The organism is Synechococcus sp. PCC 6717, assembly GCF_022698185.1.
In the GTDB taxonomy this organism is placed as follows: Bacteria; Cyanobacteriota; Cyanobacteriia; order Thermosynechococcales; family Thermosynechococcaceae; genus Thermosynechococcus; species Thermosynechococcus lividus.
In genome coordinates, this window is the sequence record NZ_JAKLTV010000013.1 from 1 (window position 1) to 16,438 (window position 16,438).

10 protein-coding genes and 1 tRNA gene are annotated in these 16,438 nt (G+C 49.8%); 9 read left to right on the forward strand and 2 right to left on the reverse strand.

What is annotated here, in order from left to right:
- Nucleotides 1-3,866, reverse strand: a 3,866-nt coding sequence (locus L5470_RS07555; protein ID WP_499499167.1) for a beta strand repeat-containing protein, incomplete at its 3' end; no start/stop codon positions are given.
- A 422-nt stretch (nt 3,867-4,288) separates the two neighbouring features.
- Here L5470_RS07555 and L5470_RS07560 point away from each other — a divergent pair.
- Genes L5470_RS07560 through nadB form a run of 3 tightly spaced genes read left to right on the forward strand, consistent with a single transcriptional unit; the run spans nt 4,289 to nt 6,577 of the window.
- Nucleotides 4,289-4,423 (forward strand): hypothetical protein, encoded by a 135-nt coding sequence (locus tag L5470_RS07560; protein WP_257790477.1) that lies wholly within the window; start codon nt 4,289-4,291, stop codon nt 4,421-4,423.
- Nucleotides 4,424-4,445: 22 nt separating this feature from the next.
- Nucleotides 4,446-4,850, forward strand: coding sequence for a photosystem II complex extrinsic protein PsbU (gene psbU, locus L5470_RS07565; protein WP_448527581.1), 405 nt, complete (start codon nt 4,446-4,448; stop codon nt 4,848-4,850).
- 56 nt (nt 4,851-4,906) lie between these two features.
- Complete coding sequence (gene nadB, locus L5470_RS07570) at nt 4,907-6,577, forward strand: L-aspartate oxidase (protein ID WP_499499169.1); 1,671 nt, start codon at nt 4,907-4,909, stop codon at nt 6,575-6,577.
- On the opposite strand, the gene deoC is transcribed toward nadB, so the two are convergent.
- Complete coding sequence (gene deoC, locus L5470_RS07575) at nt 6,557-7,210, reverse strand: deoxyribose-phosphate aldolase (RefSeq protein ID WP_499499171.1); 654 nt, start codon at nt 7,208-7,210, stop codon at nt 6,557-6,559. The genes nadB and deoC overlap by 21 nt on opposite strands.
- 254 nt (nt 7,211-7,464) lie before the next feature.
- On the opposite strand from deoC, the gene L5470_RS07580 reads away from it, so the two are divergent.
- From L5470_RS07580 to L5470_RS07605, 6 genes are all read left to right on the forward strand, one after another.
- A complete protein-coding gene (locus L5470_RS07580) occupies nt 7,465-7,782 on the forward strand; it encodes a DUF760 domain-containing protein (RefSeq protein WP_099799281.1) in 318 nt (105 codons plus the stop codon).
- A gap of 6 nt (nt 7,783-7,788) precedes the next feature.
- Complete coding sequence (mutY, locus tag L5470_RS07585; protein ID WP_099799282.1) at nt 7,789-8,898, forward strand: A/G-specific adenine glycosylase; 1,110 nt, start codon at nt 7,789-7,791, stop codon at nt 8,896-8,898.
- Between the two features lie 88 nt (nt 8,899-8,986).
- A tRNA-Met gene (locus tag L5470_RS07590) sits at nt 8,987-9,059 on the forward strand.
- Between the two features lie 87 nt (nt 9,060-9,146).
- Nucleotides 9,147-12,446 (forward strand): helicase-related protein, encoded by a 3,300-nt coding sequence (locus L5470_RS07595; protein ID WP_499499173.1) that lies wholly within the window; start codon nt 9,147-9,149, stop codon nt 12,444-12,446.
- Between the two features lie 47 nt (nt 12,447-12,493).
- Nucleotides 12,494-15,727: an Eco57I restriction-modification methylase domain-containing protein gene (locus L5470_RS07600; protein ID WP_499499175.1), complete on the forward strand. Its 3,234-nt coding sequence runs from the start codon at nt 12,494-12,496 to the stop codon at nt 15,725-15,727.
- A 228-nt stretch (nt 15,728-15,955) separates the two neighbouring features.
- Complete coding sequence (locus tag L5470_RS07605; protein WP_099799288.1) at nt 15,956-16,156, forward strand: DUF2283 domain-containing protein; 201 nt, start codon at nt 15,956-15,958, stop codon at nt 16,154-16,156.
- Nucleotides 16,157-16,438 lie beyond the last annotated feature (282 nt).

Sequence of the window (16,438 nt, forward strand, 5' to 3'; positions counted from 1 at the left end):
TCTGACGGTGGTGCGGGAGGCTCTGACGGTGGTGCGGGAGGCTCTGACGGTGGTGCGGGAGGCTCTGACGGTGGTGCGGGAGGCTCTGACGGTGGCGCGGGAGGCTCTGACGGTGGCGCGGGAGCAGAGACCCGGTACAGGAATCCTGAGCCGCCAAACAAGGGAGCACCTGGGTAGGTTGTATCAAACTGCTCGGCACCCGTAAGGCCGCCTTTCACATCAAGACTGGGATCTGTGGAATAGACCAACCAGCGCCCATTGGGGTTCGTAAAGACCGTTGAGCCAAAATTATTAATAAAATTGTTGCCAGCCACGAGCACAATGGCATCTCCAGAGCCAAAGGCGGTAATCGGTGCATTCAGAACAATGTTACCCGTCAAGGTTTGCAGAAAAATAGTGCGACCTGTAATCCCTGTAGGATTGACGGTACCAACGGTGAGGGTGCCGTTGTTCACCAACTGAAAGTCACTGGAACTGTTTAACTGAGCAGCAACTGTGCCGATTTGGTTACTGGGGTTTAGGAGGGTGACGCTGCCATTTTGTAGGGTTGCCCCTAAACTCCCCACTTGCAGCGGAGCCGTTTGGGTAAGGTTGCCAGTGGCTAAATTTACAATGAAAGGGTTACCGTTCGTGCTCAAGCCAGTTGTCAGGCCATTGACCCCATTATTAAAGCTAGTGATAGCAAGCCCCCCTTGGTTGCTGAGGGTGACCCCGCCATTAACATTGCCCGACAGTGCTTGCACTTGGTTATTGAGGTTGCTGAGGGTGACGTTGCCTTGGCCGAGCAGTTGTAGGGTGTTGGCAGCAATGGCATGACTACCTTGGCTGACACCGCCGCCACTGTTGAGGGTTAGGTTGCGCCCATTCAGAGTTGTGACCCCAGAGCCATTAAACTGAATCCCAGCGGAACCAGCACCGGGAGTTTGCAAGGCAAGGTTATAGCTCAAACTCAAGGGACGCACATCCATTAGGCCAGTACCACTGGGATGACCAATGGTCACGAGGGAAAACCCACCACTAATACGATCCAGCAGTGTCTGATCGATCAATAAGCTGCCCGTTGCACCATTTCCCACGCCAACTGTGGTACTGGCAAGCACGGGTTGAAAGACTAAACGACCGCTGCCATTAGAGGCGATGAATATATTAGCTGGATTGTCAGCCCACAAAGAGGTACTACCTAACGCCGCAAAGGTTAAGGTTCCATTCTCTACTTGAAAGCGAGCAACACCATCGTCATAGGAATTAATTTCAATGCCAGTTCCAGATTCGCTACTGCGGCCATCAATTAAAAGGTTTCCAGAGCCACCAGCCTGAATAATGGTTGTAGAGGGTAGCCCAGAAGAAATTTCAACTCCAGTTCCATCTGGCTTAGCGATTCCCAGAATCTGAACATTGCCAGTGCTACTGCTAATTAGCATCGTTCCATCAACTTCACTGGAAATTGACACCCCTCGGTTGAAAAAGAAATCATTTCCAGTTCCAGAGCGCCCCTCTAGTAAAATATTTCCCGATGCGTTTGTAATGGAGGAATCAGTGATCTCAATCCCTTGACTCAATCCTTCTGGGATGGGATTGCCACCCGTACCGAATATTTCAATATTGCCACTGCCTGTTGTTGTAACTATGGCCTCCGTTATCTTAATACCACGGCTACTCCATCCACCATCAGAGCCCTGACCAGTCAGGGTAATATGACCACCCCCAGCATTTAAGGTTGAATCGGAAATCAAAACACCGGTTCTACTACCAGTACCAGTGATGTTAATGTTCCCTCCTTGTGATAAAAGACTGGAGAGTTGGATCCGAACCGCAGCCGAACCACCTCCAGTACCATTAATAGTAATGCTCCCCCCGTTTGAATCAAGTCTCGAGTTGCCGATATTAATTCCACTACTGTTACTTGAAAGTAAAATGTTGGCGGATCCTGATGTTGCTTGAATACTGGCGTTGCTAAGTCCAATCAACGTTTCAGCTTTCAAAGTAATTGAACCGACTCCTGAGCCAGTGTAGTTAATTGATGACGATGGAGCGACAGAAATAGATCCTGTTTGCGACTGAAGAGTAATATTGCCACCCGCTGATAGATTTCCTGTTAGCGAGTTAATGGTGAAACTACTTATATTTACAAAAGAGATGGCTCCACCAACCGTTCCAGCTAGTTCAGACACATCATTGGCTGCAGTTAAGTTAAAGGTTCCACTGCCAGAGAGCGTTAAGATATCTGCATTGATTGTGCCGCTACTGCTTTGACTGATGAGGCCATTTCCTTGCAAACTAACAGTTGTTGTGCTGCCAGACGAAGCTCCTAGTTTGATAGGGGCATTGAGGGTAATATTGTTGCCAGAATTAAAGCGAAGCGTAACAGAGGAGCCTGAGAACGCATCTATAGGTGCATCGACCGTAATATTGCTGCCAGTGATTTCAACATTTGTACCCCCAGAGAGCCGACTTTCAATTGTTTGATTGCCAACCGTTGCATTGGCAATGGGGGTAAAAATATCAGGATCGCCACCAGAATAACCACCATTATTAACGACATTACTATCAACGATGGTGACATCAAAGGGATCAAGCAGCCATGTTCCAGCTTTGCCATTGATAGCGCTGGCATCCACAAGGCCAAAGGCATTCAGGACGTTGCGCCCGGAGGTTTCTACAAAGCCACCATCGCCTCGGAGTTGGCCACCACGCGCCGTAATGGTGCCATAGAACTGGGTGGCATTATCGGCCCAGGCAATGATGGTACCGCCATTGCCATCGCTGAGGGCATCCGCTGCAATGATGCTGCCACGGTTAATAAAAAGGTTTTGAGCATTGAAGCTGCTATCAAGGCGATGGGTGCCTGTTGTGCCCCCTAGATAGTCGCCGCCGATCAGAATTGTGCCACCACCAAACTGGCCGGAGGCATTGAGGTTGGCATTCAGGAGAGCGGTGTTTTGCCCCGTGACGGTGATTTGCCCACCGATGCCGTTGGGGTTGGTAACGGATACATTACCCCCCACCACGGCGGTGCTGCTGCCCATTGGCACCTTGGCAGGGTCGTGCACGAGACTAATGGTGCCATCAGGGTGCTGGATGACGCTGTTGACGGTGGGATAGGTGCCACCGCCGGTGAGTAGATTGGGTAGATCTATGGCGGTAATGATGCCGTCTGCGGGGAGTCGCTCTTGAGGAATTTCGAGGCTGAGGAGCATCCCCTCTTGTGAGACCCGCACCATGCCACTTTCGGGAACGGCAATGAGGTGAATCGTCCCGGCAGGGGCAACAAGGCTACCGGTGTTAATGACGTGGTGCGCCATTAAACTCAGGGTTTGGCCACTGCCGACGGCCAGATGACCTTCGTTGATGATGATGCCTTTGTTGAGGAATTCAAAGCCAGTGGGGTTGCTGTTGAGTTGACTGTAAGTGTTATTACCGTTGAGATCAAACACACCACCATCGAAATGCACCCGCTGCGCTGTGCTGGCATGAAAGGCAGCGGGCAGGTTGAGGCGGGCATTGGCGCCAAAGACGATTCCGGCAGGGTTGAGCAAGTACAGGTTGCTGTTGCCACCGCTAATTTGCAGAAGGCCGTTGATGTAGCTGGCATTGCCGCCATTGACTCCGGCCAGAATATTGCGAATTTGAGGATTCGAGAGGAAGTTAGCGGTTTGGCCACTGCCAACGTTAAAGTCCCGAAAGATGTGAAAGAGGTTTTTGCCGTTGCTGGATAGGGTGCCACCCCCAATATCAAATTGTTGACCGGTTTGGGTGACGGTGGTGCCAGTGGTATTGGGGGCAGGGGTGATTTGACCGGCCACCGCGCTCGTGAACATTCCCCAGTACAGGAGGGTCAGCGGGAGCGATCGCCATGTCCAGTTCATAAATAGCCTCTACTTAGATGTGGCTTGGCATGTTTACCGAAAACGCCGTAAAGCCCCTGCCTTCAGGCATGGGGATATAAGGCGCATGTTGTGTTATCGAAAATTTTAGGCCTAAAAACTCGTCTTTTAGAGTGATTTTAGTTTAAACTAAAACCAGAGGTAAGGGTAATCAACCTCTCTAAAAACCCAATAGCCTAACGGCTAGAAAACAACCTAAGTTTTTTTGGTTGGTTTAACAGTACCTTTGGGCAAAAGGGAACTGCCCCGCAAGGGGGAACGCTTGGGGAGATAAGCACCGCTGTCGTAGCAGGACAACCTGATGCGATAGGTGCTGTCGCAGAACCAAGAACAAGAATCCCCTGCCTTTAGGCATGGGGAGTATGTCAAGGGACTCTGATATTATTGAATCATTTGTAAGGGTCGTGAACTACAGTTGGCCATCGGTCTTAGTGGCCATTGTGCGTCAGCCTTTACCCAGCTTAGGTGATGGCGATCGCCCCTGCGATGCGCTCATTACGTCTTCTGATCCTAATCAACCGCTGTTTTTAATGACCTGAGAGATTTGGGAGGTAAAGCAATATGCAACGTTTTGGCCGCTGGCTAGCACTGGTGTATCTACTGGGGGTTAGCCTTCTCGGCTGGATGCACTGGAGCGCACCTACATTGGCTGCCACCGCACCCGCCGCAGAGGAACTGGTGAATGTGGTGGACGAAAAACTAGGCAGTTCCTATGGGGAAAAGATTGACCTCAACAACACTAATATTGCCGCATTTATCCAATATCGTGGTCTTTATCCTACGCTAGCAAAGCTCATTGTTAAAAATGCTCCCTACCAGTCGGTGGAGGATGTCCTTAATATCCCCGGTCTGACAGAGCGGCAAAAAGAAACGTTACGGGCAAATTTAGATAAATTTACGGTTACTGAGGTGGAAACTGCCCTTGTTGAAGGGGGCGATCGCTATAATAATGGGCTATACAAGTAAGCTCTTGTGCATTTCCATCCTCATAAAACAACTCTAAAGGATGCGTTGGGTTAACGTTGACTGCCGCGACGTCTGGGTTTGATGTTCTAATCATTGGCAGTGGAGCCGCGGGGTTAAGTGCAGCGTTAGCCCTTCCTGCCTCCTATCGAATTGGGCTGATTACCAAGAATGACCTGCAGCAGTCTGCCAGTGGCTGGGCGCAGGGGGGGATGGCGGCAGCGATCGACCCCAGTGATTCCCCGTTATTACATGCACAGGATACCCTCTTGGCTGGAGCGGGGCTGTGTGATCCCGAGAGTGTTCGTTTTTTGGTTCAGCAGGCACCAGCGCAAGTGGAGCGCCTGCTGGCGATGGGGGTCGCCTTCGATCGCCAAGGCGATCGCCCAGCATTAACACTTGAAGCGGCTCATTCGCGACCGCGAGTCCTCCATGCTGCCGACACCACGGGGCAGGCATTAGTGACCACCCTATTGCAACAGGTGGCTGCCACAGCGAATATTACCCTGCTGCCCAACAGCTTTGTCTTAGACCTTTGGATGGAGTCTGGGGTGTGCCGCGGGGTATGTCTGTTGCGCGATCGCCAGATTCAATGGCTCAGTGCTGGGGCTGTCATTCTGGCAACAGGCGGCGGCGGCCAGGTCTTTTCCCAAACGACAAACCCACCCTTAAGCACCGGCGATGGGGTTGCCATGGCATGGCGAGCCGGGGCACAGATCCGCGATGTCGAATTTTTTCAKTTTCATCCAACCGCCTTGAACGTTCCCAATGCCCCCCGCTTTTTAATCAGCGAAGCGGTGCGAGGAGAAGGTGCTCATCTCGTTGATAACCGTGGGTATCGCTTTGTTGCCGACTATCMCCCCGCCGCAGAATTAGCCCCTCGGGATGTGGTCAGCCGTGCCATCTACCGCCACTTACAACAGTCTCGCGCCGCCCATGTCTGGTTAGATTTACGGCCAATTCCCCGCGATCGCCTGCACTACCGTTTTCCCAAAATTATTGCCGTGTGTCGGCAGTGGGGCATTGACGTGGAGCAGCAGCCCATCCCGGTGGCCCCCGCTGCCCACTACTGGATGGGTGGCGTCCTCACCAATTTACAAGCCCAAACCACGATTCCCGGATTGTATGCCGTTGGCGAAGTCGCCAGTACAGGCGTGCATGGTGCCAATCGCTTGGCCAGTAACTCCCTGCTGGAGTGCTTTGTTTTTTCTGCCCAGCTAGCTCATCTTCAGCTTACCCCAAGGCCAGTGCTTATCCCCCAGAGCACCACCTCCATCGACATTGACAGAATTGATATTTCCTTAGCCCACCTTGTTGCTTGGCGTACGCAATTGCGCGAGCTGATCTGGCAGAGTGCTGGCATTTGCCGCGATGCCCCGACCCTCATGGCAGCCCTGACCCAAGTCAAAACGTGGCGAGACCAAATGCCCACCCCCCTCCAACACCGTCTCCCGCAACACAGCGTTGAACTGGGGAGTGCTGCCATACAAACCTACCTATGGCAGTGGGGAGAACTGCGTAATCTTCTAGATATCGCCTACCTGATTCTCAAAAGTGCTCTCTTTCGGGAGGAAAGCCGTGGTGGACATTATCGCCAAGACTACCCCCAACCCGACCCAGCATGGCAAATGCATACCCTTATCTGTGGCGATCGCTGGCAAAAAGCTCCGATTCAAAGCGGGGATTGGCAGCCCCAAGCGCATCAGCATCTAGACCTGCATCAATTCTAAACTTCGGGACGTGCCAAGTCGTGTTGCCCCTGCGGCAAGAAGGTCTAGAGCTTGCTCACGGCTGCGAATGCCGCCTGAAGCCTTAATGCCGACGCGATCGCGACTTAAGCGTTTCAGGAGTTTAACATCAGCTACTGTTGCACCCCCCCGCCAGCCCGTACTCGTTTTCAAAAACGCCACCCCCGCATCCAGACAAATCTCCACCGCTACGGCTATCTCATCCTCCGTGAGCACCGCTGTTTCTAAAATCGCCTTGACAGTCACCCCCGTCTCCGAACAGATTTGGGCAATGTCACGATACACAGCTTCCGTATGGCCGTCCTTCAACCAGCCTAAATTTAAGACCACATCCAGTTCTGTTGCCCCCACCTCCACCGCCTGCTGCGCCTCATAGAGCTTGGTCTCACTGGTATGGGCACCACTGGGAAAACCAACCACCGTGCAAACCTTGACAGAGGTGCGATGGAGGTAGTCCACGGCTCTTTTCACCCATACCGGCATTACGCAAACCGTGGCAAACTTAAACTGTTCCGCCTCGGCACAACACTGGTCAATGGCAGCTATGGTGGCCAGCGGGTCAAGCTGTGTATGATCAATATAGGGCGCTAGGTCAAAAAGAGTATTTTCAGTCATAGGCGCTCTCTATTCCTGAAAGCCAGACACATATTCAAAACCATTATCCTATTATTAAAATTAAAAATATTAACTTTAGGGTCGCGCAATTCCCCATCTGCCTATGGGGTGGGGTAGTTCATCAGGCGGAAACTCGTATCTTTGCAGATCGGTTCTCCCCCCTTACCCTGACCAAAAGAGTTGCTACATTAAAGCTAAGTAAACACAGTAACATTGGCTGTGTGGCCTAAAGCACCTGTTGGAGAGGACGCACTATGGAGCCAACCATTAACCCACGCACAGTTCAGGAAAATGCTGAATCCCTTTGGAACTATCTGCAGAATATGGACGCAGAAGTGGTGGCTCGCCTGTCACGTCCTTCATCGCCAGCAATGGCAGTGGTGATGGAGCGCCATATTGGCAATTTATTAGGGTATTTGCCGGCAGAGGGATTTGAAGTATCCATTACCACTAACCGTGAACACCTCGGTCGCTTGCTAGCCTCTGCGATGATGAGTGGCTACTTCCTGCGGGGTGCGGAGCAGCGACTAGAGTTCGAGCAATCGCTCCAAGGGACAATTCAAGGGGAATAGGCAGGCGTGCCGCATCTAAAAGACGCTGAGGGTGGGTATGCCCTAGGGGTACCCTCCCTTCGCAGTGCATTGCTGGACTGGTATCAACACCACAGCCGAGATTTACCATGGCGACACACTCGCGACCCCTACGCCATTTGGGTGTCGGAAATCATGCTCCAGCAAACCCAAGTAGCCACGGTTCTCCCCTACTATCACCGCTGGCTGGATCATCTACCAACCATTCAGGCCTTGGCAGGGGCAGAGTTAGACACGGTTCTCAAACTTTGGCAAGGGTTGGGGTACTATGCCCGTGCCCGTTATCTTCACTGCGCCGCTCAGCAGATTATGAGTGAGCATCAGGGGCAATTCCCCCAGAACTATGCCGCTGTTGCTGCCCTGCCCGGAATTGGCCGCAGTACGGCGGGGGCCATTCTCAGTGCTGCCTTTGACCAAGCCCACCCTATTCTGGATGGCAATGTTAAGCGAGTCCTTTCCCGTCTCTTTGCCCTTTCTATACCCCCCAAGCAGGCAGAGACGCAATTGTGGGTATGGTCAGCACAACTCCTGTGCCCGCAGCAGCCCCGTAATTTTAATCAAGCCATCATGGATTTGGGGGCGACCATCTGTACACCACGTCAACCCCTATGTCATGCTTGTCCATGGCAAAATCATTGCCGCGCCCATCGGTATGGATTAACTCAGGACATTCCCCGCAAAATGACCAGTGCGCCATTACCTCACAAGCAGATTGGTGTTGCCGTCATTTGGAACAATGCTGGCCAAATTCTCATTGATCGACGGCCACCGACCGGATTATTGGGGGGGCTGTGGGAGTTTCCGGGGGGCAAAATTGAACCTAGAGAAACGGTACAGGAGTGCATTCGCCGCGAAATCCGTGAAGAACTTGGTATTGAGGTTAGGGTTGGTGAGCACCTAATCGACATTGACCATGCCTACAGCCACTTTAAGGTCACACTACAGGTCTATTACTGTCATTATGAGTCGGGAACACCACAACCCCTTGGCTGCGATGCTATCCGTTGGGTGGCACCAGCGGATCTTGATCAATTTCCTTTCCCTAAAGCAAACACCCTGATTATTGCGGCCATCCGTGAACGTGGTGCACCAAATTAACTAGGTGATCATTCGACTATCCATAGCACTGTTACAAGGGTGTTGAGTTTTTTGCTGTTTGCGCTAGAATTAAGATTATGCAATTTTTGGCTCAGTAGCTCAGTGGTTAGAGCAGGGGACTCATAAGCCCAAGGTCGCAGGTTCAAATCCCGCCTGAGCCATCCATCCATTGTCTGAGACAGTTTTACTTGAATGCGAGTTTTAAAATGAGGAGCTAGTCAAGCACGAACAGCACTCGAACAACGCTAATGACAACGGATCTGACGTTTTTTACCAATGAACCGGGAGCAACGCTGCTGGATCGCTTCAAGCGGACGCTGTCGGATGTGCAGTATTTTGATGTTTTGGTGGGTTATTTCCGAACAAGTGGGTTCCATCAACTGTATGACGCATTGGAAACCGTTGATCACATTCGGATTCTAGTCGGTCTCACAGTGGATCAAAAGGCGTTTGAGTTAATTGAAGTTGCTCAGGCTCAAATGAATCTGGATTTTGAGTCTCATAAACGAACGAAAGAGCAAGTTAAGGCTCAAGTTGCAAAGGAGATCGCGCAAGCTCAAGATTCCTATGATACGGAATTGGGCGTACAAAAATTCATTGAGTTTATTCAATCTGGGAAGTTAGAAATTAAGGCATATCCCAGCGCAAATCTCCATGCCAAGGTTTATATCAGTCGGTTTGGTGAGGGCGATCGCGACTTTGGGCGAGTGATTACGGGATCAAGCAATTTTTCCTGGTCAGGGTTAGTTGCCAACCGAGAATTTAATGTAGAGCTAAAGGATCGGGCAGATGTGGAGTTTGCCCTAGCGCAGTTTGAAGCTTTATGGGCAGATGCGGTTGATATTTCCGCTGAGTATGTTGACACTGTTCAACAACGAACCTGGCTCAACGATACAATCACCCCCTATGAGCTTTACCTTAAGTTTCTCTATGAATACTTTAAGGAAGATATCAATCTAGATGAAGACGATCTGGATGTGTATTTGCCGGACAGCTTCATGGAATTGGCGTATCAAAAACAGGCAGTCACATCAGCTCGTAAAATTTTGGATGCCTATGGCGGCGTATTTTTAGCGGATGTGGTGGGGTTGGGCAAAACCTATATCTCGGCATTATTGGCGCAACAGTTGCAGGGAGGGATTTTAGTCATTTGTCCTCCAGTGTTGCGTGACTATTGGCGAGATACTTTTTTTGAATTTGGGATTCGCGGCTATGAAGTTGAGTCACTGGGAAAGTTAGATGCCCTATTGCAGCGTGATTTAAAGAAATTTCGTTATGTGTTGATTGATGAGGCTCATCGGTTTCGGAATGAAGGAACCCAAGCCTATGACAATCTCTGCCGAATTTGTGCCGGGAAGAAGGTTATCTTGGTGTCTGCAACGCCCTTGAATAACCGCATTAGCGATATTTTCAATCAGCTTAAATTATTTCAACCTGCTCGAAAAAGTACCATTCCGGGGATTGCTAATCTTGAGCAATTCTTTAAGGCGTTACAAAAGCGATTAGATCAGTATTCCAAAGACGATCCTGATTATTGGATCACGTTGAAGGACGTATCGCAAGAGATCCGGACTAAGGTATTGCGATATGTGATGGTGCGACGAACCCGAACTGAGATTCTCAATTACTATGCCGATGATTTGAGACAACAAGGATTGATGTTTCCCAGGGTGGCGGAACCGCAGAAGATCATTTATCAGTTTGACGATAAGACGGAATGGGTGTTTAACCAAACGATGCAGCGATTGCGGCGGTTTTGCTATGCCCGTTATACCCCACTGTTGTATTTGAGGCAGCAAGTATCTAGCTTCACACGCCAGAGCCAACGCAACATTGGCGGATTTATGCGAGCGGTTTTAGTGAAACGCTTGGAGAGTAGTTTTTATGCGTTTAAGCGAACCTTAGGGCGATTTATTGTGTCCTATGAAAAATTTATTGCCATGTTCGAGCAAGGCACCATTCTGATCAGTAAAGAGCTAGATGTCTATGATTTACTGGAGCGAGACGACCCAGAGGAACTTTTAGCCTTGATTGAGCAAGATGCTGTACAGCAATATGATGCTACAGATTTCAACGATGATTTTATTCGCGATTTACGGTCAGATTTAGTTCTTTTAAAGGATATTCAAGCCCTTTGGCATCAGCTTGAGGATGATCCAAAACTGAATCAGTTTGTGGCGGATCTACAAAAWCATCCTCACCTGAACGGTCAGAAAGTCATTATCTTCACAGAATCGAAGGAAACGGGCGATTATCTTTACACAAATCTGGATCGGGTTTTCCCAGGGCAGGTGATGTTTTATGCCAGTGGAGGAGGCGTTTATAACCAAACAGGTAAGCCTGTGAGCCATAATCCAGCTATTGCCAAAGCCCTGATTCAGCAAAACTTTGATCCGAAGCATCCAGAGCCAACCGATACCATTCGGATTCTGATTGCCACAGACGTTTTGGCAGAGGGGATTAACTTACACCGCGCCAATGTGGTCGTTAACTACGACCTTCCCTGGAACCCGACACGGGTGTTGCAGCGGGTGGGACGGGTGAATCGGGTGGGTACGGTGCATGAACAGGTCTATATTTTTAACTGCTTCCCCACGGCGCAGTCGGAAGCGCAACTGGGGTTAGAAGAGAATATTATTGCTAAGATTCAAGCGTTTCACGACACCTTGGGAGAAGATGCCAAGTATCTGAGTGATGAGGAAGAGGTGACGACCCATGAGTTATTTGGCGATCGCCTCTATCGCACCTTGAATCAGCGAGAGAGCTACGATCGCGAGGAAGGCGACGAACGATCCGAACTAGAGTATTTGCAACTGTTACGCCAAATCCGCGATCGCCAACCGGATCTGTTTGACAAAATCAAAAAGCTACCCCGCAAAGCTCGTACTGCCCAACGATGGAACGGGTCGCCCCAGTTGGAACAGGATCAGGTCTTAACCTTCTTTCGCCAAGGAGCTTTGAAGAAATTTTTCCTGTCGGATGGAACAGCCGCTCAAGAGTTAGACTTCTTTCAAGCCGTTGATTGGTTGAAGTGCGAACCCGACACGCCGAAGCACCCTATTCCCAAGAGCTACTACGATCTGCTGCAACAGAATAAAGATGCCTTTGCGTCTCTGGATGACACCGCAGACATTGCACCTGCAAGCAGTCGGGGTGGCAGTAGCGCTGACAAATTTGTGATTCAGTGTTTGAAAGCTAGGGAAATTCGTCAGTTTCAAGGATTTACTGACGCAGATGAGGAGTTTCTAAAAGCGGTGCGTCTTGCCTTTGAGGAAGGTAGAATTCCGAAGCAAACGGCTAAAAAAGTGCAAGAGGCTCTAAAACCGATCGCAGGAAATCCTCTAAAGCTCCTGAGTGCGCTGAAGAAGACGGTGCCGCTAAATTTATTGGTAGAACCAGAGCCGCAAACGGTTCATCAGTGGGGCAGCAGTCGAGAGGTGGTGCTGTCGGAATATTTTTATCACCCACCCTGCGGGAAGAGCATCGCTCTACATCCCCCAGCCCCTTCTCCCCAGGAAGAAGGGGAGCTTGAAAAGCCCTCTCCCTAGGGAGAGGGTTGGGTGAGGGCAGCTACAGGTTTAGGAGGGATTAAGCAATGGAAAAGTCAAGCGCCATTCGATTACTAACCGACACGCTACAGCGTCCCTTTGACGAGGCACAGTTTCGGCAATTTGCCCGCAACTTGGTCAACGATCTGGATGAATCCAAGGCATTCCAAGTGCAGGGCAACTATATTAAGGATGCCTACAAGCGCCAGGTGCGGCTGTATAAGCGCATTGGGCAGTATGTCGATCCTGATGGCAATACGATCGATGTGTTGGTGGTGCGGTTGCAGCAGCCGGCATCTCTGGATCGGGCACGCACTATGCAGCGCAACTTTGTTGCTCAATACCTGCAAGATCGCAATCAAAAAGAAGCGGCGTTGGTAGCGTACACCACTGATGGCTCGCTGGATTGGCGCTTTTCCCTAGTTCGTTTGGATTATCGGCTAGAGCAGCAGGCAGACGGTAGCTATAAACCCAAGAAGGAGGTCACAGCGGCAAGGCGATCGTCCTTTCTGGTGGGGCAAACAGAGCCGAATCACACAGCGCAGCAGCAGTTATTGCCGCTGTTATTGAACGATCGCCAGAATCCTACCCTTGACCAATTAGAAGCGGCGTTCAATATTGAATCGGTTACGCAGGAATTTTTTGAGCAATACAAAAACCTGTTTCTCCAGGTGCGGGATGAGGTCGAAACCCTACTCAAGACCGATCCGGTCATCGCTACTGAATTTACTCAGAAACAGATTGACCCCGCCAATTTTGCCAAAAAGCTCTTGGGGCAAATTGTCTTTCTGTATTTTCTGCAAAAGAAAGGCTGGTTAGGAGTGGAGCCGGGGCAACCCTGGGGCAGTGGCGCGAAGGACTTTCTGCGGCGCTTGTTTCGGCGGGAGAATGTGCAATATGACAATTTCTTTAACGATGTATTGGAGCCGTTGTTTTACCAAGCTTTAGCGATCAATCGCGGTCGTGAAGCGCTGTATGAACTGCCCGGATGTCAGCAGCCCTGCAAGATCCCATTTTTGAATGGGGGCTTGTTTGAACCGATCGCTGGCTATGACTGGCAAACCACGAATATTTTAATCGCCAACGCCACGATTCAAAACATTCTGGATACCTTTGACCTGTATAACTTCACGGTGCGGGAAGATGAGCCACTGGATAAGGAAGTGGCGGTTGATCCGGAGATGTTGGGGAAAGTGTTTGAGAATTTGCTGGAGGTGAAAGACCGCAAGTCTAGGGGTGCCTTCTACACGCCCCGTGAGATTGTGCATTATATGTGTCAGGAGAGTTTGATTAACTATCTGGACACGACGATTCATCAGGTGCCCCGTGGCGATCTGGAGCGGTTGATTCGGCAAGGGGAACGGGCGATCGAGAATGATGCCGTGGTGGTGCAAAAGGGCAGCGAAACCGCAACCTATCAGTTTCAAGTGCCGGAGTTGGTGCGAACCCATGCGGCAGAAATTGACCAAGCGTTGGCAAATATCAAAATCTGCGACCCAGCGATCGGCTCTGGGGCATTTCCAGTAGGGATAATGCAGGAGATTGTGAAGGTGCGGAGCGTGTTGACGACCTATTTACCCGATGAGGGCAGATCTGCCTACGCCTTCAAGCGTCATGCCATCCAGTCCTCAATCTACGGTGTGGATATTGACCCCGGTGCGGTGGATATTGCTAAGTTGCGGCTGTGGTTGTCGTTAGTAGTAGATGAGGAAGACTACGAAAGCATTAAGCCATTGCCCAACCTAGACTACAAAATTGTCTGCGGTAACTCGTTACTGAGTGTAGAGAAAAACCTGCTGAATTATCAGGTGTTTGCCGAGTTAGAGCAGCGGAAACAGGAATACTTTGAAGAAACCAACCCAGACCGTAAGGCAGAATTACGCACCACCATTCAAGGGCTAATTCAAACCATTACTAACCAAGCTGAAACCTTTGATTTTGAGGTGTATTTTAGCGAAGTGTTTCAGCAAAAAGGTGGGTTTGATGTGGTGATTGGCAATCCGCCCTATGTGCGCCAAGAAAAATTAGGTGACGAAGCTAAACGAGCCTTAAAAGCAAACTTTCCAGATCTCTATAAAGGCACAGCCGATATTTACACCTACTTCTATGGTAAAGGGATTAGCTTACTCAAGCAAAATGGCTGCCTTGCCTACATCACCTCGAATAAATGGTTTCGTGCTAACTATGGCGTTCCCCTGCGCCAATATATGGCAACCCATTGCCAAATTCACCACATTATTGACTTTGGTGAATTACCCGTCTTTGATGCCGCCACATTCCCGGTCATTTTCATTGCCCAAAGGGGAGCCACAAACCCCGTAACCCCCCATTTCACCCCTGTAAAATCCCTCAATCCTCCCTATCCAGATATTCCGGCACTGGTTCACCAATTTGGTCAACCATTACCCAAATCTGCCATTCAAGGATCAGACTGGATGCTCACCAGTTCGGGTTCTGCCGATATTTTTAACAAGATGCAGCAGGTAGGTATACCGCTCGGAGAATATGTCAATGGTGAGATTTATTACGGCATTAAAACCGGTTTCAATAAAGCTTTTGTGATTGATGGGGCAAAACGTGCCGAATTGATTGCCCAAGATCCCAAGAGTGCAGAAATCATCAAACCATTAGCCGTAGGTGATGATGTTAGAAAATGGCATATTCGGAAGAGTGATAAATGGTTGATTTTTACAAGACGTGGAATCGATATTAACCAGTACCCAGCAATTAAAAATTATTTAGAACAATGGCGAGACGATTTAACGCCAAAACAAAGTAGTTCAGATGCAAAAGGTAGAAAACCTGGGCGATATAAATGGTATGAGATTCAAGATGACGTAGCCTACTATCAAGCTTTTGAAAAGCCGAAAATTATCTATCCTGATATTGCTAAAGAATCCCGCTTTGCTTTTGACACAAAAAATTATTATGTGGGAAATACAATTTACTTTATTGCTAAAAATGATTTATTTTTACTGGCGATATTAAATTCATCAATTATTTGGTCATACTGTAAAGAAACTCTGACCGTTCTTGGAGATGCTGATAAAGGAGGTCGGTTACGATTTTTTCGGCAGTTTGTTGAAAAAATCCCCATTCCCGCCGCTTCACCCGCCGACAAAACCCGCATCGAAGCCCTCGTCCAGCAGTGCCTTGATGCTCAGGGGCAAAATGTCGCCGCCTACGAAGCCGAAATTGACGACATTGTTGCCCGTCTGTATGGTTTGACCGAGGCAGAACGCGCCATCATCGCAGGGAGGGACAATGATCGACGGGTTTGAACTCTCTGACCATGCCCGCTTCCAGATGCAAGAACGAAACATTCAGCCATCCTGGCTCACGGAAACCCTTTCTGCGCCCGATCGGCTTTTGCCCCTTGCCGATTCTCATGGCAACACCCATTATCTAAAACAGATTTCAGATTTTGGAGGTAGATGGCTGTGAGTGATTGTCAACCCAACGGTTAATCCCCAACAAGTTGTTACGGTCTTTTTTGATAGGAGAGTTAAATGAAAGTAACCGTGCATAAAGATGATGATGCCCTTTATTTACGGCTCGACGATACCCCCATCATCGAGTCCGAAGAAGTGAGCGACGGCATTATCCTGGATTACAACGCTGAGGGTAAAGTGATTGGCATTGAAGTCCTTTATATTAGCCAGCGCAGTCCCAACTCCTGGCAACAGATTCTTTTGGAAACAACAGCTTAGTGATAAAGAGAGAATATGTTGATTTCCATTGCCTCCACCTCACCCTAGCCAATTGTAAACAACAACTCCAGCAACACGCCAGAGTTTTGAGAGCTATCAGCTTAACTCGGCTTGACAGGACGTTGTAGCGATCGTGGTTCTAGGTTGTTCGGGAGAACTGTCTAACAACCGCATGCACCGGAACGGCAAGGCGATCGGTAAGGTAGCAAAGGTTATCTGCGTCCGGTGATGCTAGCCGTTATGTCGCCAGCGCTGGGGGTTGTGGGTAGCAGAGCCGATCGG

Bases quoted from the DNA above. Each gene is read 5' to 3' on its own strand.
- deoC (WP_499499171.1), bottom strand. From the start codon at position 7,210: ATGACTGAAAATACTCTTTTTGACCTAGCGCCCTATATTGATCATACA.
- L5470_RS07580 (WP_099799281.1), top strand. From the start codon at position 7,465: ATGGAGCCAACCATTAACCCACGCACAGTTCAGGAAAATGCTGAATCC.
- L5470_RS07605 (WP_099799288.1), top strand. From the start codon at position 15,956: ATGAAAGTAACCGTGCATAAAGATGATGATGCCCTTTATTTACGGCTC.
- L5470_RS07600 (WP_499499175.1), top strand. From the start codon at position 12,494: ATGGAAAAGTCAAGCGCCATTCGATTACTAACCGACACGCTACAGCGT.
- psbU (WP_448527581.1), top strand. From the start codon at position 4,446: ATGCAACGTTTTGGCCGCTGGCTAGCACTGGTGTATCTACTGGGGGTT.